Origin of the sequence: Corallococcus macrosporus DSM 14697, from assembly GCF_002305895.1 — a bacterium.
GTDB classification, from domain to species: Bacteria; Myxococcota; Myxococcia; order Myxococcales; family Myxococcaceae; genus Myxococcus; species Myxococcus macrosporus.
Genome location: NZ_CP022203.1, coordinates 3,271,659 through 3,291,473, shown reverse-complemented (window position 1 = coordinate 3,291,473; position 19,815 = coordinate 3,271,659). Strand labels below are relative to the sequence as shown.

The window sequence follows — 19,815 nt, the reverse complement described above, 5'->3', positions numbered from 1 at the left end:
GTGCCCTGGACGCCCTTGGGACTAGACGCCCTTGGAGACGAGGAACTTCGCCGTGTCCACCATGCGGTTGGAGAAGCCCCACTCGTTGTCGTACCAGGCCATGACCTTGAGCAGGTTGTCGCCCATCACGAAGCAGTTCGTGGAGTCGAAGATGGCCGAGTGCGGGTTGCCGTTGTAGTCCACCGACACCGTCAGCGCGTCGCTGAACTCCAGCACGCCCTTGAGCGGGCCCTCGGCGGCCTTGCGGAAGGCCTCGATGACGGCCTCGGCGGTGACCTTCTTCTCGGTGTTCACCGTGAGGTCCACCAGGGACACGTTCGGGGTGGGGACGCGGACGGCCAGGCCGTGCATCTTGCCCTTGAGCTGCGGAATCACCTCACCAATGGCCTTCGCGGCGCCGGTGCTGGTGGGAATCATGGAGAGCGCGGCGGCGCGGGCGCGGCGCATGTCCTCGTGAGTGAGGTCCAGGATGCGCTGGTCGTTGGTGTAGCTGTGGACCGTGGTCATCAGGCCCTTCTCGATGCCGAAGTTGTCCACCAGCACCTTGGCGATGGGCGCCAGGCAGTTGGTGGTGCACGAGGCGTTCGAGATGACGTGGTGCTTCGCGGGGTCGTACTCGTTGTGGTTGATGCCGTAGGCGATGGTGATGTCCGGGCCCTTGGCGGGGGCGGAGATGATGACCTTCTTCGCGCCCGCCTTCAGGTGCTTCTCCGCCGCGTCACGCGCGGTGAAGCGGCCGGTGCACTCCAGCACCACGTCCACGTTGAGGCTCTTCCAGGGCAGCGCCGTGGGGTCCTTCTCCGCGGTGACGGTGATCTCCTTGCCGTCCACCACGATGCCCTTCTCCGTCGCCTTCACCGTGCCCGGCCAGGTGCGGTGCACGGAGTCGTACTTGAACAGGTGCGCCAGCGCCGCGGGCTTGTCGAGGTCGTTGATGGCGACAATCTCGAGGTCCTCCTTGCGGCTGAGCACCGCGCGGAGGATGCAGCGACCGATGCGGCCAAAGCCATTGATGGCAATGCGGGTAGCCATGTTCGTCGTCTCCTTGAGTGGTGGGCGCCACGCGCCCACGGGTCGTCACGTCAAAATCGAGGGCGGCCGACCGTAGGCATCGCGACCCGCCGAGTCAACGCCCGGCGTCATCCCCGCGACGGCGCGCACGCCGAAGCTGAACAATCACCCCGAGCAACACCCAGAGCGCGGTGCCCGTTCCCCCACCCGCCCCGCAGCCACAGCCAGCATCGCCCAGCGGATAGAACTGCGGCAGCACGTCCACGACGTGGGGCTCGGGCTCCGGCTCGGGCTCGGGCTCCGGCGGCGGGTGCGGATCCACGCCCCGCGCCGTCACGCAGGCGGTGAGCAGGCCCGCCGCGCCGGATTCCCCGGCCGGCGGCGGGGGCGCTTCGGTCAGCAGGCCCGCCTGCACCAGGAACGAGGACAGGAGCCCGGCGCGATGCACGGGACTGACGATGCCCTCGAAGGGCATGCCCAGCAGCAGCACCCGTCCGTTGGGCGCGGACGCCACGCCCGCCGCCATGCCCGTCCCCGCGTAGCGCAGCACCCGCGTGCCCCCCGACGCGGGCATCAGCACGTCCGTGACGCCCACCGCGTAGCCGCCCCGCGTGCCGTCATCCAGGCCCACCCCGGAGAGCTGCGCCAGCCACTCCCCCGGCAGGCCTTCCACGGAGAAGGGAGGGGGCCAGCTGCCCGCGCCGCCCGGCGCCGCGCGGAGGATGTCCGCCAGGAAGGCCTGGTCCTCGACCGAGCCCACGGCCAGCGCGGACGTCACGTGGCTGCCCGACAGGAGCAGGTGCCCGCCCTGCATCACGAAGCCGCGCAGGGCGTCCTGCTCCTCGCGGGAGGGCCCGGCGCCCCCCGCCCCACCCCGGCCGGTGAACCAGTCCACCAGCCGGTAGGGCCCGCCCACCGTCACCAGGTTCGCCGCCACCGCCGCGCGCGTCGCGCTGTCGAAGGCCAGGCCCGCGTGCGCCAGCGCGGCGCCGTGCCGACGCACATAGGTGCCGTCATTCATCGTCTCCAGCAGCAGGCGCACGGGCGCCGCCAGGTCGTAGTTGTCGAGGGCCTCGGCGCAGGCCTGGGCCGCGTCCAGCCGCTCGAAGCCGTTGACCACCAGCACCGGCGCCGCCTCCTCGCCGGCCGGCGTCCGCACGCCCACGGTGGGGGACGGGAAGCCCTCGCCGCCGGCGCTCACCGCGGCCACGCGGAAGTAGCGCGTGGTGCCAGGCGCCAGCGTGGCGCGGAAGGACAGGCCCGCCTCGTCCGTGCCGTCATCCCAGCCCAGCCCGTCCGCGCTCTGGTACACGCGGTAGCCCGTGGGCGCGTCGCGGCCCTCCTCGTCCGGGTTGGCCGGCGGCGCCGCCCAGCGCAGCTCCACCGTCCCGGCGCTGCCGTTGAGCGCGGCCACCGCCTCCGGGGCCTCCGGCGGCAGGACGACGGGCACGCCGTCCCGGGCCGCGTAGTACTTGATGAGGCCCTGGAGGATGGCGCGCGCGGCCACCCGGCGGAACACCGGCTCCTTCAGCCGGTTCGAATCGGTGACGTTGTCGTGGTAGGCGACCTCCAGCAGCACGGACGGCATCTCGTCGTTGTGCCTGGGGTTCACCTCGCCCAGGTTCGCCGAGCGCAGGTTGCGCACCCGCCAGCTCGGGTCCACCTCGCGGCGCAGGTCCCGCGCGAACTCGTCCAGCAGCGCTTGCGCCAGCACGTCGCTGCCTGGGACACCCGTGAAGTCGAGCGTACCGTCCACCGGGTTGGGCCCGTACACGTAGGCCTCCGTCCCGGACACGCTGCCCGACAGGGACGCGTTGGTGTGCCACGCCAGGTACACCGCGTCCTCGCCCTCCTCATGCAGCCACGCGGCGAAGCGCGGGCGCGCGGTGACGTCCGCGTTGCGCTCGTTGGACAGCGCGTTGGCACCGGAGGGCGCGTACACCTCGAAGGGCGCGCCGCTGAACTGCACGTGGTAGCGCGCGGACTCCTCGTAGCGGGGCCGCGGCAGGGGCGCCATGGCGTCATCACCGATGACGCCGCTGCCCCCGCCGAAGCGCACCGCGTCCAGCGACACCGTGCCGCCCTCCGCCGTGTCGTTCAGCGCCACCACCGCGCCGGAGTCCGGGTGCTGCCCCGCCTTGAAGTAGAAGCGCCCCAGCAGCACCCACGTCCCGCCGTGGCGGCGCTGGTTGACGCGGAAGTGGCTCTCACCGCCCGCGTGCTTCACCACGTAGTGCGCGTCCGGCGCGCGGCTGGGGTCCGCCGCGTAGGAGACGTAGACGTGGTAGCTGCCCTCCGCGGGGAGCTCCGGCGTCCAGGTGGCGCTCGCGGTGGCGGCGCGCGCGGTGGCCATCAGCCGCGTGGTGCCCAGCCCGAAGGGCTCCACCCCGTTGCCCATGGGCGTGGGCGGCGTGGCCCAGCCCGGCTGCGCGGAGGACTCGAAGCCGGCGCCGTCCTCGGCGTAGCCCGCCTGCCCGTCGTCGACGATGGCCATGTGCCGGTTGAGGTCCGGCTCGCGCAGGGGCACCACGGTGGCGCCCGCGCCCGTCAGCATGGGCAGCAGGTACTGGTTGAGCACCTCGGCGGAGATGAGGTCCTCCACCACGGCCCAGGTGTTGGGCCGCTGCGTGGCCCAGCGGCTCAGCGGCGCGCTGCGCGTGAAGCCGTGGCCGGGGCTCAGGTACACCACCTTGCCGGAGAGCGCGCCTACGCGCTGGCGCGTCTGCGGCAGGCCCGCCTTCGTGCCCGAGGCGCTCGTGCGCGGCTCACGCCGGACCACGGGCGGCTCCGCGGCGGACAGGCGGCGTGTCTCATGTGGCCGGGGCCCGGGCATGGGCACGTACCACGCGCCCGGCGGCTCCAGGCCACACGCCCCCTCGTCGAGCGAATGGTCGTGCGCGGCGGCGGGTTCGGCGCGGGCCAGGGAGGAAGTCAACACCAGCGCGAGAAGTGCGCCACCCAGACGGACACGAAGAGGGTAGGAAGGGGCATTCACAGGGTCGGACCATACCCCTTCACGACGACGGGGCAATCCGGCTCGCGGGTGCTAGCCTCCCCCGCGCTTTCGCCATCGATGAACGCACCTCCCCGGCCACCCACGTCCTTCCCACCCCGTCATGGCTCGGGGCTGCTGGCCTCGTTCGGGCACGCGTGGGCGGGGCTCATCCACACCGTCATCTACCAGCGCAACATGCGCGTGCACCTCATCGCCGCCGTGCTGGTGGGGCTGGTGGGCAGCGGCATCGCGCTGGGGCTGGCGGAGAAGGTGACGCTCATCTTCTGCGTCCTGCTCATCTTCTTCGCCGAAATCCTCAACAGCGCGCTGGAGCACCTGGTGGACCTGGCCGTCCAGCAGTTCGACGAGAAGGCCCGGCTGGCCAAGGACGCGGCCGCCGCGGGCGTGCTGGTGCTCGCGCTGGGCACGGTGGTCATCTTCGCCGCCATCCTGGTGCACAACTGGGAGACGGTCCGCACCAGCACCGACGCCATCGTCCGTCAGGTGGCGCTGGGCCTGCCGCTGACGGCCTGCATCCTGGTGCTGGTGCTGCCCCAGCGCCGGCCCGTGTGGGTGGATGGAGCCGCCTTCGTCGCGGGCGGCGCGCTGATGGCGCTCCAGGCCATGCAGACGGCCAGCAGCGTCTTCAGCGCCCTCACCGCGGGTCTGCTCTTTGTCGCCGGAGCGGCTGCGTACCAGCGGAGGCGGGAGCAGGACGCGGCGCCCCGCGCCTGATTCAGCAATCCGTTGAAGCTTCCTCCACACGCGGGCGGGAGCCCCGGAAACCCGTCCGGAGCCCGCGCGCCCGCGGGGAGAAGCGCTGTGGACCTCAGGCGTTGGGGCGAAGCTCCGGGGCCTGCTCCTGCGCCGCCTGGACGGCCGCGGCCTTGTCGCCTTCCTTGAGGTCCGTCGTCACCAGCTCGAGCAGCTCCGTGGCGATGCCAATCACCTGGTGCGGGGTATAGCCGCTCGCGCGCAGCTGGTTGAAGAAGGTGCGCGCCAGGATCCGGGTGCCCTTTTGATCGGTGCTCAAGGTCAGTTCCTCCAAAAAGCGGCCGGGAAGGAGCGACGCCGCCTAATCACGGTCCGGCCCTGTTTCAACCCCCGTGCCAGCCATTCTCTTCCAAACGGATTCCTCAACATTTCCCGGTGGTTGAAGTAGACCAGGGCCCCGAACGGCCCTGGAGGGCAGTGCGAACGCGGTTGCGCAGTCCTCGGAGGAATGGGGGATTGGCGCGGGGGGGTGCATCAGCGGGTTCGCACCCGGATTTCAAGGGCTTGCAATCTTTCAACGGGGCGGCGACATACGCGCCCCACCAGGAGCGGATGGCCATGGCGTATCGGGTGAACAACATCGGGCTGTGGCTGGACGAGCCGGAGGAGCTGCTCGGTCAGCGCGCCGCGGAGAAGCTGGGCGTCACCCGCTCCGACCTCGCGTCCGTGCGCGTGGTGCGCTCCGTGCTGGACGCGCGGAAGAAGGGCAGCCCGCGCTACATCTACACGCTGGAGGTGGAGCTGGCCCGGGGCAAGCAGCCCACGAAGCTGCCGCCGGACGTGGGCGAGGCGCCCCCCGCGCCGGAGCCGCTGGCCCCGGTGAAGGCGCCGGAGCAGTGGCCCATCATCGTCGGCACGGGCCCCGCGGGGCTCTTCGCCGCGCTGGGCCTGCTGGAGCGCGGCGTGCGCAGCATCCTGCTGGAGCGGGGCCGGGAGGTGGTGTCGCGCCGCAAGGACGTGGCGAAGCTCATGCGCGACGGGACGCTGGACCCCGAAAGCAACATGAACTTCGGCGAGGGCGGCGCGGGCGCGTACACGGACGGCAAGCTGTCCACGCGCATCAACCACCCCATGGTGCGCAAGGTCATTGAAGCCTTCGCCCGCTACGGCGCGCCGGATCAGATCCTCATCGACGGCAAGCCGCACATCGGCTCGGACCTGCTGCCCGGCGCGGTGGCGAAGCTGCGCGAGGAGCTCATCGCCGGCGGCTGCGAGGTCCACTTCGGCACGCGCGTGGAGGACCTGCTCTACAAGGACGGCCACGTGGCCGGCGTGAAGCTGTCCGACGGCCGCACGCTGGAGAGCAACCGCGTCATCCTGGCCCCCGGCAACTCCGCGCGCGAGCTGTACGAGCGCTTCGCCGCCGACGGCCGCGTCATCGTGGAGGCCAAGCCCTTCGCGCTGGGCTTCCGCGCCGAGCACCCGCAGACGCTCATCAACAGCATCCAGTACGGCAACGCGGCGAAGAACCCGCGCCTGCCCCCGGCGGACTACAAGCTGGCGGAGAACCTGGAGGTGGACGGCGAGGTGCGCGGCGTCTACTCGTTCTGCATGTGCCCCGGCGGCATCGTGGTGCCCACGCCCACGGAGGAGGGGCTCCAGTGCACCAACGGCATGAGCAACTCGCGGCGCAACGCGCGCTACGCCAACGCGGGCATCGTCGTGTCCGTGTCCGTGGCGGACTTCGAGCGCGAGGGCTTCCGCGGGCCGCTGGCGGGCCTGGAGTTCCAGCGCCACTGGGAGTCCAAGGCGTATGAGCTGGGCGGAGGCAGGTTCTACGCGCCGGCCCAGACGATTCCGGACTACCTGGCCGGGCGCGTGAAGAAGGACCCGGGCGGCACCAGCTACCGCCCCGGCCTGGCGCACGTGGACCTGAACCGGCTCTTCCCGGAGCGGCTCACCGAGTCGCTGAAGCAGGCGCTGCGCACCTTCGAGCGGAAGATGCGCGGCTTCATCAGCGAGGAGGGCAAGCTCATCGGCATCGAGAGCCGCACCTCGTCGCCGGTGCGCATCACCCGCGGCGAGGACCTCCAGTCGGTGTCCATGAAGGGCCTCTACCCGGCGGGCGAGGGCTGCGGGTACGCGGGCGGTATCGTGTCCTCCGCCATTGATGGACTGCGCGTCGCTGAGCAGATTGCCACCGAACTGTCCTGACGGACGGCCGGGAGGAGGGCGCATGGGATACGTCGTGCGGACGCCGGAGGGCGAGCTGGTCTACCCCAGCCTGCTGGACGTGGAGCGGGCCTACGTCCAGGGGCTGGTGGACCCGGAGGATGACGTCCGGGAGGAGACGGCCACCACCTGGCGGAAGGCGGCGAGCATCCCCGTCCTGGCCCAGGCGAGGCCCGCGCGCTCCGGGGCCTTGCAGCGGGGGCAGGTGCTGCGCGTGGCGGCCGTGGTGCTGCTGAGCGCGCTGGCCCTGTCCCTGGTGTTCCGGGATGAACTGCGGCTGCGCGGCATTGGCATCGTCCTGGCGTTGGTGGCCAGCACCCTGCTCTTCCAAATCACGACCCAGGCCTTCAAGCGCGCCCCCAGCGGCGGCTGAGGGTCCGCGGGGGCGCCCCAGGCGCCCGCCCGGCCGGCTGCCCCCCGGCGTGGCGCTCCGGGACGGGCAGCCATCCGGCGGCCAGCACCCCATCTTCTCCCCTGGTAGCACGCCCCGGGCGCCGGTGCCCTCGGGCCGCCGCGAGAGGAGAACCCACCGTGCTCAGCACCTATCTGTCCCGCGACGCCGCCCGCCGACTGCGCCATGGCGCGCCCTGGCTGCGGCGGGAGGACATCGTCTCCATGGAGGGCACGCCGCTGCCCGGCGAGCCCGTGCAGCTCCGGGACGAGGACGGCTCGGTGCTGGGCCTGGGCGACGTGGACCTGGAGGCGTCCTACGCGGTGCGGCGGCTCGGCCAGCCAGACGAGGTGGTGGAGGGCCTGATTCCCCGCCACCTGCGCCGCGCCTTCGAGCGCCGCGGCAGGCTGGTGGATGACCCGCGCTTCTGCCGCGTCGTCAACGACGACGGGGACGGCCTGCCCGGCCTCATCGTGGACCGCTACGACACGCACTTCGTGGTGCAGACGCTCACCCGCGCCATGGACGCGCGCCACGAGGAGCTGACGCGGGCGCTGGTGGAGGTGGCCGGCGCGGGCTCGGTGCTGCTGCGCAACGACACCGCGCGCCGCAAGGCGCTGGGCCTGCCCACGCAGCGCCCCCACGTCCTCTATGGCACCCCACCCCGCTGGTGCCGGCTGCTGGAGCTGGGCGCCCGCTTCACCGTGGACCTCACGTACGGCCAGGGCACGGGCTACGCGTATGACCAGCGCGAGGTCCGCCGCTTCGTGGCGCGCATGGCCCAGGGCGCGCGCGTGCTGGACGCGAACTGCAACGTGGGCGGGCTCTTCGTCCACGCGGGCGTCCACGGCGCCCGGCACATCCTCGCTTTCGACGCCAACCCGGACGCCGCGGACCTGGCCCGGGAGAACGCGGAGGCCAACGGCCTGCTGGGACGGGTGATGGTGGAGACGGGCAAGCCCCTCCAGGTGCTGCGCGCCGTCCGAGACGCCTTCGACCTGGTGCTGCTGGACACGCCGGGCGTGGCGACCGACGAGGAATTCGTGGAGTTGCTGCGTCACGCGCTTCGCAGGACGCGCCACGGGGGCTGGATGATGGTCACCGGGTACCATCCGCCCCTCCCCCAGGGCCGCTTCGATGACCTGGTGGCCACCGCCTGCGAGGGCGAGTCGCGCATCGCCACCCGGCTGGCCCGTCCCGGCCTGCCGCCGGACCACCCGACGCTGGCCGGCTCCTCGGGGGCCGAGTACCTCGACGCAGTGGCGTTGGAAGTCAGCTAAGGCCGTCCCCCCGCGCGGCCGCCGGAGTGGTAGTGTCCGCCGCCGCAATGACCAACGAAAACGTGCCCGAGTCCGCGTCCCCCACCCAGGAAGGCTCCGTGGAGACCGTCCGCAAGGTGTATGCGGCCGACCTGCGGGAGAAGGACCGCGTCCATACCGTCTTCCGCGTCACCAAGAAGGAGAAGGTGACCGCCCGCAGCGGCAAGGTGTTCGTCTCCGCCACGCTCGTCGACAAGAGCGGCGAGGTCGACGCCCGCGTCTTCGACAAGGTCGACACGCTCGAGCCCCTCTTCCAGCCGGGCGACTTCGTGCTCGTCCAGGGCAACGTCATCCAGTTCCACGGCCGCACCCAGGTCGTCGTCGAGGCCGTGGAGCGCCTGGACCCCGAGCCCCTGGACCCCAAGGAGTTCGAGCCGCCCCCGGCCCCGCCCCCCGCCGAGGCGAAGCCCGCGGCGCCCGAGCCCAAGGCCGCCCCGGAAGCCAAGGCGGAGAAGCCCGAGAAGGCCGACAAGGGTGAGGCTCGCGGCAACGAGGGCCCGGGTGGCGCGCGCGCCGCCGGCCTCATCCGGGAGATGGTCTCCGAGCGCATCAGCGACGCGTTCGTGAAGCAGCTCCTGCTGGCCTTCCTGGACGAGCCGAAGATCGCGTCCGGCCTGCCGGTGGCCCAGGGCGCCCGGGGCACGCACCACGCGTGGCGCGGCGGCCTGGCGGAGCACATCCTGTCGGTGATGCGGCTGACGCTCCGCGTGGCGGACCAGTACCCCATGGCGGACCGGGACCTGCTGCTGGCCGGCGCGCTCCTCCAGCAGGTGATGAAGGCGGCGGACGCCTCCGAGTCCTCCGACGAGGGCCGGCTGGTGGGCAACCTGGTCCTGACGGCGCAGAAGCTGCGCGAGAAGGCGCTGGCCATCCCTGGCTTCCCGCCGCTCCTGGAGCAGCACCTCACGCACCTGGTCATCTCCCAGCACGGCGACGCGCAGCACGGCAGCCCGAAGTCGCCGGTGACGCTGGAGGCGCAGATCATCCACTCACTGGAGTCGCTCGACGCGCGCATCGCCTCGTGGCTGGAGGCCATGCAGCGCGACTCGCACGACAAGTGGACGGACGTGGTGCGCCCCTACGAGCGCCAGCTCTGGAAGGGCGCCTCGCCCACCTCGCGGGGCCGCGCCCCGGTGGAGGGAGGTGGCCGCCGCAAGGGCCGCGAGGAGAAGCGCAAGGCCCGGGCGGAGAAGCCGCAGCAGGGCGGCGCCCCGGCCGAGGGGGCGGCTGCGCAGCAGGAGCAGGCCCAGCGTCCGCCGCGCAAGGAGCGTCCGCCCCGCGAGGAGCGGCAGCCCCGTGAGGAGCGCCCGCCCCGGCCGCCCCGCGAGGAGCGGCCGCCGCGTGACGCGAGCTCGCTGCCCAGGGAGCTGACGTTCAAGCCGTTCAGCGCGCTGACCACGGTATCGTCCGACAAGGGCGGCGAGGGTTCCTCGGAGAGCTGAGGCAGGCCACATGGCGAAGAGGTTGGGAGAGCGCCTCATCGAGGCGGGGCTCGTCAACGCCGGGGCCGTGGAACAGGCCCTGGAGCACCAGAAGATCACCGGCCACAAGGTCGGTGATTGCCTGGTGGAGCTGGGGCTGCTCCAGGAGGCGGCGCTGCTGCGCTTCCTGGCGGCGGAGTTCCAGACGCGCTTCGTCAGCGCGGACAAGCTGGCGAAGGCGCGCATCGCCACCGAGGTGCTGGACCGGCTCCCGGTGCGTCTGGCCGAGGCGCAGAACGTGCTGCCGCTGGCGGTGGACCCGGAGCGCAAGCTGCTCTCCGTGGTCGCCGCCGAGCCGCAGAACAAGTCGCTGATGGACGAGATCGCCCTCGTCACGGGCATGTCGGAGGTCTACGCGTACGTGGGCCTGCGCAGCGCCATCTCCGCGGCCATCCGCAAGCACTACTACGGCGACCCCACCGCCTTCACCGCGCTGCTGGAGGGCGCCAACGCGCAGAGCGCGGCCCCGGCCGCGCCGTCCCGCGCGGGCGCGCCGGAGCACGGGCGCACCTTCGCGGGCACCACGACGGGCACCGGCAACCGGGGCGGGCTCAGCCTCAACTTCCGCGTGGAGACGGACGCGCGGATGCGGCTGCAGCGCGGCAGCAGCACCGGCACCCCGGCGGTCCGCCCGTCCACCCAGCGGCGCGAGCCCGGCGGCCCGCGCGGGCTGGTCAGCGACAGCGACTACGTGGAGACGCTGGGCATCATGGTGGGCCTGCTGGAGCAGGACCGGCAGCGCCACCGGGGGCACTCCGCGCAGCTCGCGCGGCAGGCCGGCATCGTGGGCCAGCGCATGGGCATGCCCCACAAGGAGCTGGCCGCGCTGTCCATCGCCGCCTACCTCCATGACCTGGGCAAGCCGGCGGAGCGGCACTTCTCGCTGGCGAGCAACGCCGTCAACCCGGAGTGGAAGGCGCAGGCGAAGCAGGCCTGCCGCGTCCCCACCCGCATGTTCGAGACGGTGCACCTGCCCGCGCAGACGAACACCATCCTGGCGCAGATGTACGAGGCCTGGGACGGCTCCGGCACGCCCCAGGGCGCCAAGGGCGAGGACATCACCCTGGGCGCGCGCATCCTGGCCGCGGTGGACAGCTTCCTGGAGCTGACGAAGAACCCGGGCAACGCCCTGGGCCGCGTGCTGCCCAAGGAGCAGGCCCTGGAGCACCTGCGCAAGTACGCGGGCGTGCTCTACGACCCGGTGGTGGCGGACATCGTCATCCAGCTCCAGAGCGGCGAGCTGCTGCGCCACCGGCTGGAGAGCGAGGGCCGCCAGGTGCTCGTGGTGGAGCCGGACGAGACGGCGCGCGGCGAGCTGCTGGAGGCGGTGCTGAAGCAGGGCCTGGTGGCGCACGCGCTGTCCACCGTGGAGGGCGCGCGGGATGGCCTGGCGCGGCAGGACTGCGACGTGCTGGTGGTGAGCCTGCGGCTGGGCCTGCAGGACGTCATGGACCTGCTGGAGCAGGCCCGCTCCGCGCCGGAGACGGCGGGGCTGCCCATCGCGGTGGTGGGCGAGCCCGACGCCCCCACGCGCGAGCGGCTGCTCATGGCCGGCGCCACGGACGTGCTGTCGCCCGCGGACAAGCCCGCCATCGCGACGACGGTGCAGGCGCTCTTCGACGACCGGGTGCAGCACAACGGCCCCGGCCGCGTGGTGCGCGGCAGCTTCGACGAGCTCCCCCCGCGCGAGCTGCTGCGCACGCTGGGCGGCGGCCACAAGAGCGGCCGGCTCAACCTGCGCCAGCACACGCTGGAGGGCTACCTGCACCTGGAGCGGGGCCGCGTCGTCTTCGCGTCCTTCGGCGGCCACTCCGGCGAGCCCGCGTTGCAGGCCCTGCTGAAGCTGAAGCAGGCGGACTTCCAGTACGACCCGGACGCGTTGCTGCTGGACGTGCCGCAGATGGACCAGGACCTCGCGGCCCTGGCCGGCGGCCTCAACGCAGGTTGAGGTTGAAGAGGGCGGCGGCGTTGGCGGTGGTGGCGGCGGCCACCTCCTCCAGCGTCACGCCCTTGAGTTCGGCCACCTTCTTCGCCGTCTCCACCACGTGCGAGGGCTGGTTCTTCCGCCCCCGGTGCGGCACCGGCGCCAGGTAGGGGCTGTCCGTCTCCACCATCAGCCGGTCCAACGGCGCGAAGCGCACCGCGTCCTGGAGCGCCTCCGTCTTCTTGTAGGTGATGACGCCTGACAGCGACAGGAGGAAGCCCCGGTCCAGGTAGCGCCGCGCGGCGTCCGTGTCGCCGGTGAAGCAGTGGATGACGCCCTGGGACACGCCCGTCTCGCCGAGGATGGCGTCGCAGTCATCATGCGCGTCGCGCACGTGCACCACCAGCGGCTTGCCCAACTGGCGCGCCAGCGCGCACTGCCGCCGGAACACCTCCGCCTGCGCCTCGCGCGGCGAGTGGTCGTAGTAGTAGTCCAGGCCCGCCTCGCCCACCGCCCGGACCTCGGGGCGCGCGCAGGTGCGCTCCAACGTGAGCAGGTCCTCCTCGGTGGCGCGCGCGGCCTCGTGCGGGTGGATGCCCAGCGTGGGCGACAGGAACTCCGGGTGCGCCGCCGCCAGCTCCAGCGCGTTGCCCCAGTTGCCCGGGCCGTGGAACTGGCCCACCACCACGGCGTGGACCAGCCCCGCGGCGCGCGCCGCGTCCAGCACGGCCATGACGTCCGGGTAGTCCTTCACCTCGAGGTGACAGTGGGCGTCGACGAATCTCATGACTCCTCCCGCAACAGCTCTTCCAGTTCGGCGCGTGCCTCTGGCGAGGGAAAGGTACTCACCGCGTTGCGAACGGCCTCACGCGCCTCCGCCCCGCCGAGGCGCCACAGCCCATCCGCGGCGTCCAGCCGGGTGTCCTCGGAGGCCTGCGTGTCCTGGAGCAGGCCTACCAGCCAGGGCAGCGCCCGCGCGTCCCCCAGCCGGCCCAGGCCCCTCGCGGCCGCGCCCTGGCAGGGGTCCTTCACGTCGTCCAGCACTTCTTTGAGCCGCTCCAGCGCGCCGGGGGCCTTCACCTCGCCGCAGAGCTCCACGGCCAGGGCGCGGTCCGGGCTCCACCGCTTCTTCGCCATCCGCTGGAGCAGGTACGTCGCGCCGTCGGGGTCTCCCAGCTTCGCCAGCACCCCGGCGGCCTGCGTCTTGTCGAAGGCGGGCAGGAGCCAGCGGCCAAAGAGCTTCTTCACCGGGGGCAGCGCGCGCGCGTCCCCCAGCTCCGCCAACGCGCCCAGCGCCCGGAAGCGCAGCAGGTCCGCGTCCAGCGCCTCCAGCAGGACGTCCAGCCCCGCGGCGTGCTGGAGGGAGGCGATGCCGCGCGCGGCCTCGAAGCGGACCTCGAAGGTGCCGTCCTCCAGCATGCTGGCCAGCGCGCCGCGCAGCTCCGGCCGGGCCAGGTCCGCCAGCCGGCCGGTGGCCTCCAGACGAATCTGCCACTCCTCGTCCCGCAGGCGGGCGATGAGCAGCTCCGGCAGCTCCGCCGGAGGCACCACCACGGAGGCCAGGCTCACCCCCGCCCGGCGCACCTCCACCTGCTTGTCCGCCAGCAGACGGGGGAGCGCCTCCAGGAATTCGGCGGCGTGCTCGGGGACCTCCGACGCGAGGTGATAGAGCTGGAGCGCGGCTTCCGTCCGGAACGCCGGGCGATTCTCTCGCTCCAGAGTCAGGAGGGCCTGGTCCCGTTCGGCACGCCAGTCCGCCACGTCACTTCACCTCGCTGCCAGGGGCCACGTCGCCCGGGTCCAGCAGCGACAGCTCCTTGCCACCCGGCCCCGCCGTCAGGACCATGCCGCGCGACTCGATGCCCTTGAGCTTGCGCGGCTTGAGGTTGGCCACCACCACCACGTTGCGCCCGGTGAGGGCTTCCGGCGCGAAGGCCTCCGCGATGCCGGAGACGATGGTGCGCGGGCTCCCCTCGCCCAGGTCGATGGTGAGCTTGATGAGCTTGTCCGCCTTCGGAACCTTCTCCGCGGCCAGCACCTTGCCGGCTTTCAGCACCACCTTGGCGAAGTCGTCGTACTCGATTTCACCCGAGGCCTCGGCCGCGCCGGCGCCCGGTGACGCCTGCGTCGCGGCGGGGGCCTCGGCGGGCTTCTTCTCCGCCTTGGCGCCCTTGGATGGCTTGCCCTCCGCGGCCTGCGGCGCCGGAGCGCCTTCCGGCAGCTTGATGATGGCGTTGACGCGCTCCTCCTCCAGCCGCGGCAGCAGCGGCTCGGGCGTGCCAATGGGGCGGCTGCGATCCAACAGCGGGTACTTCGCGCCCTCCAGGGCCTGGAACGTCAGCGGCTCCGCGCCGAGCTGGGCGAAGAGCTTCTCCGACAGGCGCGGCGTCACCGGAGCGAGCAGCGCGCCCAGGAGGTAGGCCACGTCCGCGGCGTCGGACAGGTCCGCGCGAGCGACCTCCGCGTCCTTCTTCACCTGGGCCCACGGGGCGGCTGTCTGGAGGAAGCCGTTGGCGGCCGAGGCAATCTCGGTGATGACGCGGATGGCGGACCGATACTCCAGCTTGTCGAACGCGTCGCGAACCTCCGGCACGCGGGCGAGCGCGGCCTCCACCAAGGCGCGGCCCGGGCCCTCGGCGCGGCCGGGCGCCAGGCGCTTCTCCAGCGGACCGGCCAGCAGCGACAGGGCGCGGTTGGCCAGGTTGCCCACGTTGTTGACCAGCTCGCCATTCACGCGCTGGCGGAAGTCCTTGAGGTTGAGGTCCAGGTCCTCCACGCCCGGGCCCAGGTTGGCCGCGTAGAAGTAGCGCAGGTAGCTGGGGTCCAGGTGGTCCAGGTAGTCGCGCACCGGCACCATGGTGCCGCGGCTCTTCGACATCTTCTCGCCGTTCACCGTGAGGTGGCCGTGGACCTTGATTTCGCTGGGGCCGTGGAAGCCCGCGACGTTGAGCACGGCCGGCCAGAACAGCGCGTGGAAGTAGACGATGTCCTTGCCGATGAAGTGGATGATGCGGGTGTCGGCGTCCGCGGCCCAGTAGTCCAGCGCGCTCTTCGCCTTGCCCGTCTCCTTCGCCCACTTCTCCGTGGTGGCGATGTAGCCGATGGGCGCGTCCAGCCAGACGTAGAAGTACTTGTCCGTCTCACCCGGAATCGCGAAGCCGAAGTACGGCCCGTCGCGGCTGATGTCCCAGTCCGCCAGGCCCTTCTCAAAGAAGCCCTGGAGCTGGGTGGCCAGGCCCGGGTGGAGGAAGCCCGGCTTGCGCAGCACGTCCTGGAGGAAGTCCGCGTGCCGCGACAGCTTGAAGAACAGGTGTTCGGAGTGCTTGCGGACCGGGGGCGTGCCGCACAGGGCACAGCGCGCGTCGATGAGGTCCGTGGGCGCGTAGGCCTTGCCGCACTTCTCGCAGGCGTCACCGTACTGGTCCGGCGCCTTGCAGTTGGGGCAGGTGCCCTTGATGAAGCGGTCCGGCAGGAAGCGGCGGTCCTTCTCGCAGTAGGTCTGCTCGATGTTCCGGCGCTCGATGTCGCCCTTCTCCTTCAGCCGCCCGTAGATGAGCTCCGCGTACTGGCGGTTCTCCGGCGAGTTGGTGGAGTGGAAGCAGTCGAAGCGGACGTCGAGGTCGTGGAAGTCCCGCTGGTGCTCCTCGTGGAAGCGGGCGACGAACTCCTCGGGCTTGAGGCCCTGCTTCGCCGCGTTCAGCTCGATGGGGGTGCCGTGGGTGTCATCGGCACAGAAGTAGACGACGTCCCTGCCGCACGAGCGGAGGAAACGAACGTAGATGTCGGTCTGCACGTACTCGACGGCGTGGCCGATGTGGACCGGGCCGTTCGCGTAGGGCAGCGCGCTGGTGACGAGGATTCTCTCCGCCATGGACTCTCCTGAGGGCGGCGGACCTTAGCCGCTCGGATGGCCGAGGTCATCGGCGGCGTGAAGGCCGCGGGCCCGAATGCGCCGCGGAGCCGGAGATGTTATCGACCGGATACGCATGTGCACCATCATCATCCTGCGCCACATCCACCCCGAATGGCCGCTGGTGCTCGCGGCCAACCGGGACGAGTTCTACGCCCGCCCCGCCACCGGTCCCCAGGTGCTGCTGGAGTCCCCGCTCGCCGTGGGCGGCCGGGACGAGGAGCGCGGTGGGACGTGGATGGGTGTAACCCGCGGCGGGTTGTTCGTCGGCCTGACGAACCAGCGGGGCGAGCGAGGCCAGGGTCCGGCCCCCCGCTCGCGGGGCGAGGTGGTGCTCAAGGCCCTCCAGGCCGGCAGCGTGGAGGCCGTGGACCGGTACCTGGACACCCTGCCGGGCGATGCGTTCATGCCCTTCAACCTCCTCTATGGGGATGCCCAACGGCTCCGCGTGGCCTACGCCCGGAGGACGGACCGGCAGCTGCGGCGGGAGGACGTCCCCGAGGGCGTCCATGTCCTGCCCAACGACGTGCTGAACGCACAGGAGTTGCCCAAGGTGGAGCGGGCCCGGCTGCTGACCACCGAGGTGGCGAAGAAGCCCTGGCCGGAGCTGGCGGAGGGACTGAAGGCGGTGCTGGCCGACCCGACGCTCCCCGCCGAGGCGCTGATTCCGCCCCCGGGCGCGGGCGAGGACCTGCCCCGTGAATTCCTTCAGCGCCTCCAGGCGCTCTGCATCCACACGCCGCTCTATGGCACGCGCTCGTCCGCCGTGGTGGCGCTGGCGCCGGGGCGCGTCGGGCACTACCTGGCTTCGGACACGGCGCCCTGTACGGGGCCGTGGAAGGACGTCACGGGCCTGCTGGCCGCCCCCGCTGGGACAGCGCTCTAGGGCCCCCCAGGGAGTCGCGCGCCGCGCACGGCCCCGCCTCCTGGCCGGGGCCACGGACAGCCATTACGCCCCTGTGGCTGGCGTCGCCGGGCCGTGCTCACCCACGATGACGCGGGCGCGGCCGTCCATGGAGAGCTTCACCTCCTCCACGGTGGTGAAGCCGGACTCGCGGGCCAGCTCGGCCAGGTGCCGCATCCACGGGTTGTAGGGCATCCCGTTGTCGGAGCAGCACGGCACCACGGCGAAGGGCAGCCGGTGCGCCGCCGCGTACTGGATGATGATGCGGGTGGCGCCGTCCGGGTGCATGCCCACCACCAGCTCCGCCTCGCACGGCTCCTCCAGCGTGAAGATGCGCTGGGCGTACTGGACGGGCAGGTGCTTGTGCCGCAGGTCGAAGGTGGTGACGGCGCGGCCGCGCTTCGTCAGGGCCTCGTTCAGCTTCCCCTGCCCCCCGGCCACGTCGAAGACGCGCGGGGCGCTGAAGCGCTCCACCAGGAAGTCCGCGAAGAGGTCGAAACGACGCTTGTCCGCCATATGCGCCTCCTCTAACCCGCGCCGTGCTGGCGCACACACACCGTGGCCAGCAGCCGCTCGATGACCAGCCGGCCATTCGCTGAAGACTTGAGCGCCAGGTCCGCCTCGGCGCAGGCCACCAGCGCGCCCAGCAGCTCCCGCCGCTCGTAGCCCGCGGCGGCCTTCATGCTGAACGTGAGCGCCCAGGCGTTGGGCATCTTGCGCTTGCTGCCCTTCAGCTCCGCCTCCAGCCGGGGGAAGACGCGCGCCTCCACGTCCTTCGCGGTGCGCGGCGGGTTGCCCCCCGCGTAGCGCCACAGCCACTCATGGCTCTCCAGCAGGCTCCGGACGATGGAGGCCACCGCGCCCAGGAGCTGCAACGCGTGCGTCCCCTGCCCCATGGCGTCGTCCGCGTAGGACAGCGCGCCGCCGAAGTCGCGCTTCTGGAGCGCCTCGGACAGCTCGAAGAACTCCTCCTCGCGCGCGTGGTGGACCAGCGCGGCCACGTCCGCCCGCTCAATCGCGGGCCCCTCCGAGTACGTGGCCAGCTTCTCCAGCTCCGACTGGAGCAGGCGGATGTTCCCGCCGATGCGCTCCTTGAGCTCGTCCAGCGCGCCGGGGCCCAGCTTCTTCTTGAAGGGCGCCAGGAACTCCTTGGCGATGTCCGTCAGGTCCAGGTCCTTGTGGCGCGCGGCGACCTTCCGCTCGACGACGTAGCCCTTGTCGTGGGCCAGCTTCACCAGCGGATTCTTGGCGTCCACGTCGGACGCGGCCAGCACCAGCGCATGCCCCGTGGGCACGCCCTTCTGGATGAGGTCCAGCAGCACCGAGGCGTCCCCCTCCGGCGCGGAGATGCGCTCCTCGCGGCAGAAGGCGGCCGCCTCCTTGAGGAAGGCCACGTCCGCGTCGGCCAGGTCCACGTTCAGCTCGTCCTTCCACTGCTCCACGGAAGGGGCGCCGGGGGCGCCGGGGTCCAGCTTCTCCACGCCCCAGCCCGCGCGCGCCGCCAGCGCCAGCAGCCGCCGCGCGCCCTCCTTCCGCTTGCCCGCCTTCCACGCCTCGCGCGCCTTGCCCAGCGCGTCCCCGCGCCCCTTCTTGGGCGCCAGGAACTCCGGGTCCCTGACGAGCACCACCTTGCGGCCGGGGAACAGGGGCAGCGTGGCCAGCTCCTGCGCCACCTCGCGCGGGCTGCCCGCGTCCAGCACCGCCAGGTTGAGCCCCATGGCCGCGTCGGGGACCAGGAGCTTCACCAGCTCGTCGGCGCCCTTGCGGACCAGGAACTCCTCCCCCGCCAGCAGGTACACCGGGGCGACCTTGCCCCCCTTCACGCTGGCCAGCACGTCATCCAGGTCACTGGCGCTCATCGCGACGTCTCCGTGAACAGGTCGATGAGCATCCGCTCCAACTGGAGCCGGGGCGCGCCGTTGCGGGCAATGGCCGCGCGCGCCGCCTCCAGCAGCGAATGCCGGCGGTGCAGGAGGAGGTCGGAGGTGCGGGCCGCCACCTGCCGCGCCAGCTCCGCCAGGTCGCGGTTGGCCAGCCCGGACGCCAGGTCCGCCTTCACCAGCGCCACGTCGCGCGTCCACAGCGTCAGCAGCTCCAGCGTGCGCTCCGCCTCCTCGCGCGAGCCCCCATGGGCCTCCGCGAAGCGCAGCAGCCCCACGGCGTTCTCGCCGCTGAGGGCCTCGAAGGCGGTGACGATGTCCTTGCGCCGCGACAGCGCGTCCACGTCCAGCGCCATGGCCCGGCCCAGGCTGCCACCCGCCATGACGGCCGCGAGCTGGGCCGTCTCCGGGTCCAACTCGCGCGCCTCGGCCACGCGCCGGGCCACCAGGTCCACCGGCAGTGGACCGAAGTGCACCTTGCCGCACCGGCTGCGGATGGTGGGCAGCAGCCGGTCAATGGCGCTGGCCACCAGAATCAGGGTGGTGTCGGAGGGCGGCTCCTCCAGCGTCTTGAGGAACGCGTTCTGCGCCTGCACGTTCATCGTCTGGGCGGAGACGATGAGCGCCACCTTGCGGCGCGACTCCAGGCCGCGCAGGGCGATGCGCTCCTGGAGCTGGCGGACCTGCTCCACGCGCAGCTCGCGGCTGGGCGTCCCGGTGAAGTCGGACCGGCCCGCGAGCCCGCGGGACACCCGTTCGTCGTCCGGCATCACCCAGGTGACGTCCGGGTGGAGCCCCTTCTCCACCCGCTGGCAGCTCGCGCAGGCGCCGCAGCCCACGTCCGGCTGCTCGGGGCACGTGAGGGCCTGGGCCAGCCCCACCGCGGCCAGCTCCTTGCCCACCCCTTCCGGCCCGGCGAAGAGGTACGCGTGGTGGACGGCGCCGCTGCGCAGGGCCGCCTGGAGGGCGTCCACCGCGCGGGGCTGTCCCAGTACCGATGCGAGCGTCATGGCGCGTGTATCCCCGCTCACGCGGCACGCGTCAACGGCCGCCT

Annotated in this window: 16 protein-coding genes; 7 read left to right on the top strand and 9 right to left on the bottom strand. The window is 72.1% G+C overall.

Going from position 1 to position 19,815, the window contains the following annotated elements; translation table 11 throughout:
• Positions 1 to 21: 21 nt before the first annotated feature.
• Positions 22 to 1,032 (bottom strand): type I glyceraldehyde-3-phosphate dehydrogenase, encoded by a 1,011-nt coding sequence (gene gap / locus MYMAC_RS13945; protein ID WP_095958437.1) that lies wholly within the window; start codon positions 1,030 to 1,032, stop codon positions 22 to 24.
• A gap of 94 nt (positions 1,033 to 1,126) precedes the next feature.
• The gene (locus tag MYMAC_RS13940) at positions 1,127 to 3,949 is read right to left on the bottom strand and encodes a golvesin C-terminal-like domain-containing protein (protein WP_476695884.1); all 2,823 of its coding nucleotides are present in this window, start codon (positions 3,947 to 3,949) and stop codon (positions 1,127 to 1,129) included.
• 135 nt (positions 3,950 to 4,084) lie between these two features.
• On the opposite strand from MYMAC_RS13940, the gene mprA reads away from it, so the two are divergent.
• A complete protein-coding gene (gene mprA, locus MYMAC_RS13935; RefSeq protein ID WP_013939392.1) occupies positions 4,085 to 4,741 on the top strand; it encodes an MprA protease, GlyGly-CTERM protein-sorting domain-containing form in 657 nt (218 codons plus the stop codon).
• 94 nt (positions 4,742 to 4,835) lie between these two features.
• Here the strand turns inward: mprA and MYMAC_RS13930 are convergent, their stop codons facing one another.
• Complete coding sequence (locus tag MYMAC_RS13930; RefSeq protein WP_013939391.1) at positions 4,836 to 5,039, bottom strand: hypothetical protein; 204 nt, start codon at positions 5,037 to 5,039, stop codon at positions 4,836 to 4,838.
• Positions 5,040 to 5,338: 299 nt separating this feature from the next.
• On the opposite strand from MYMAC_RS13930, the gene MYMAC_RS13925 reads away from it, so the two are divergent.
• From MYMAC_RS13925 to MYMAC_RS13905, 5 genes are all read left to right on the top strand, one after another.
• A complete protein-coding gene (locus MYMAC_RS13925) occupies positions 5,339 to 6,934 on the top strand; it encodes an NAD(P)/FAD-dependent oxidoreductase (protein ID WP_095961579.1) in 1,596 nt (531 codons plus the stop codon).
• A gap of 22 nt (positions 6,935 to 6,956) precedes the next feature.
• Positions 6,957 to 7,325, top strand: coding sequence for a hypothetical protein (locus MYMAC_RS13920; protein ID WP_095958435.1), 369 nt, complete (start codon positions 6,957 to 6,959; stop codon positions 7,323 to 7,325).
• 158 nt (positions 7,326 to 7,483) lie between these two features.
• Entirely contained in the window at positions 7,484 to 8,623 is a 1,140-nt protein-coding gene (locus MYMAC_RS13915) for a class I SAM-dependent rRNA methyltransferase (RefSeq protein ID WP_013939388.1), read from the top strand.
• Positions 8,624 to 8,670: 47 nt separating this feature from the next.
• Positions 8,671 to 10,104, top strand: a complete 1,434-nt coding sequence (locus MYMAC_RS13910) for an OB-fold nucleic acid binding domain-containing protein (protein ID WP_095958434.1) — start codon at positions 8,671 to 8,673, stop codon at positions 10,102 to 10,104.
• A 10-nt stretch (positions 10,105 to 10,114) separates the two neighbouring features.
• Entirely contained in the window at positions 10,115 to 12,091 is a 1,977-nt protein-coding gene (locus MYMAC_RS13905) for an HD domain-containing phosphohydrolase (RefSeq protein WP_095958433.1), read from the top strand.
• Here the strand turns inward: MYMAC_RS13905 and MYMAC_RS13900 are convergent.
• The 3 genes from MYMAC_RS13900 to metG are packed head-to-tail and all read right to left on the bottom strand — an operon-like array spanning position 12,078 to position 15,938.
• Positions 12,078 to 12,854: a TatD family hydrolase gene (locus MYMAC_RS13900; RefSeq protein WP_095958432.1), complete on the bottom strand. Its 777-nt coding sequence runs from the start codon at positions 12,852 to 12,854 to the stop codon at positions 12,078 to 12,080. The genes MYMAC_RS13905 and MYMAC_RS13900 overlap by 14 nt on opposite strands.
• The gene (locus MYMAC_RS13895) at positions 12,851 to 13,828 is read right to left on the bottom strand and encodes a HEAT repeat domain-containing protein (protein WP_095958431.1); all 978 of its coding nucleotides are present in this window, start codon (positions 13,826 to 13,828) and stop codon (positions 12,851 to 12,853) included. The genes MYMAC_RS13900 and MYMAC_RS13895 overlap by 4 nt, the downstream gene beginning before the upstream one ends.
• A 1-nt stretch (position 13,829) precedes the next feature.
• Positions 13,830 to 15,938, bottom strand: a complete 2,109-nt coding sequence (gene metG / locus MYMAC_RS13890) for a methionine--tRNA ligase (RefSeq protein ID WP_095958430.1) — start codon at positions 15,936 to 15,938, stop codon at positions 13,830 to 13,832.
• A 115-nt stretch (positions 15,939 to 16,053) separates the two neighbouring features.
• Here metG and MYMAC_RS13885 point away from each other — a divergent pair, with 115 nt between their 5' ends.
• Positions 16,054 to 16,863: an NRDE family protein gene (locus MYMAC_RS13885; RefSeq protein WP_095958429.1), complete on the top strand. Its 810-nt coding sequence runs from the start codon at positions 16,054 to 16,056 to the stop codon at positions 16,861 to 16,863.
• Positions 16,864 to 16,926: 63 nt separating this feature from the next.
• On the opposite strand, the gene MYMAC_RS13880 is transcribed toward MYMAC_RS13885, so the two are convergent.
• From MYMAC_RS13880 to holB, 3 genes are read right to left on the bottom strand one after another with little or no spacing between them, the layout of a single operon-like run.
• Positions 16,927 to 17,397: a hypothetical protein gene (locus MYMAC_RS13880; protein ID WP_013939381.1), complete on the bottom strand. Its 471-nt coding sequence runs from the start codon at positions 17,395 to 17,397 to the stop codon at positions 16,927 to 16,929.
• A gap of 11 nt (positions 17,398 to 17,408) precedes the next feature.
• The gene (holA, locus tag MYMAC_RS13875) at positions 17,409 to 18,740 is read right to left on the bottom strand and encodes a DNA polymerase III subunit delta (protein WP_095958428.1); all 1,332 of its coding nucleotides are present in this window, start codon (positions 18,738 to 18,740) and stop codon (positions 17,409 to 17,411) included.
• Complete coding sequence (gene holB / locus MYMAC_RS13870) at positions 18,737 to 19,771, bottom strand: DNA polymerase III subunit delta' (protein WP_095958427.1); 1,035 nt, start codon at positions 19,769 to 19,771, stop codon at positions 18,737 to 18,739. The genes holA and holB overlap by 4 nt, the downstream gene beginning before the upstream one ends.
• Positions 19,772 to 19,815 lie beyond the last annotated feature (44 nt).

Coding starts and splice junctions, on each gene's coding strand:
- gap (WP_095958437.1), bottom strand. CDS start 1,032: ATGGCTACCCGCATTGCCATCAATGGCTTTGGCCGCATCGGTCGCTGC.
- holB (WP_095958427.1), bottom strand. CDS start 19,771: ATGACGCTCGCATCGGTACTGGGACAGCCCCGCGCGGTGGACGCCCTC.
- MYMAC_RS13885 (WP_095958429.1), top strand. CDS start 16,054: ATGTGCACCATCATCATCCTGCGCCACATCCACCCCGAATGGCCGCTG.
- MYMAC_RS13910 (WP_095958434.1), top strand. CDS start 8,671: ATGACCAACGAAAACGTGCCCGAGTCCGCGTCCCCCACCCAGGAAGGC.
- MYMAC_RS13900 (WP_095958432.1), bottom strand. CDS start 12,854: ATGAGATTCGTCGACGCCCACTGTCACCTCGAGGTGAAGGACTACCCG.
- MYMAC_RS13905 (WP_095958433.1), top strand. CDS start 10,115: ATGGCGAAGAGGTTGGGAGAGCGCCTCATCGAGGCGGGGCTCGTCAAC.
- mprA (WP_013939392.1), top strand. CDS start 4,085: ATGAACGCACCTCCCCGGCCACCCACGTCCTTCCCACCCCGTCATGGC.
- metG (WP_095958430.1), bottom strand. CDS start 15,938: ATGGCGGAGAGAATCCTCGTCACCAGCGCGCTGCCCTACGCGAACGGC.
- MYMAC_RS13920 (WP_095958435.1), top strand. CDS start 6,957: ATGGGATACGTCGTGCGGACGCCGGAGGGCGAGCTGGTCTACCCCAGC.
- holA (WP_095958428.1), bottom strand. CDS start 18,740: ATGAGCGCCAGTGACCTGGATGACGTGCTGGCCAGCGTGAAGGGGGGC.
- MYMAC_RS13880 (WP_013939381.1), bottom strand. CDS start 17,397: ATGGCGGACAAGCGTCGTTTCGACCTCTTCGCGGACTTCCTGGTGGAG.
- MYMAC_RS13925 (WP_095961579.1), top strand. CDS start 5,339: ATGGCGTATCGGGTGAACAACATCGGGCTGTGGCTGGACGAGCCGGAG.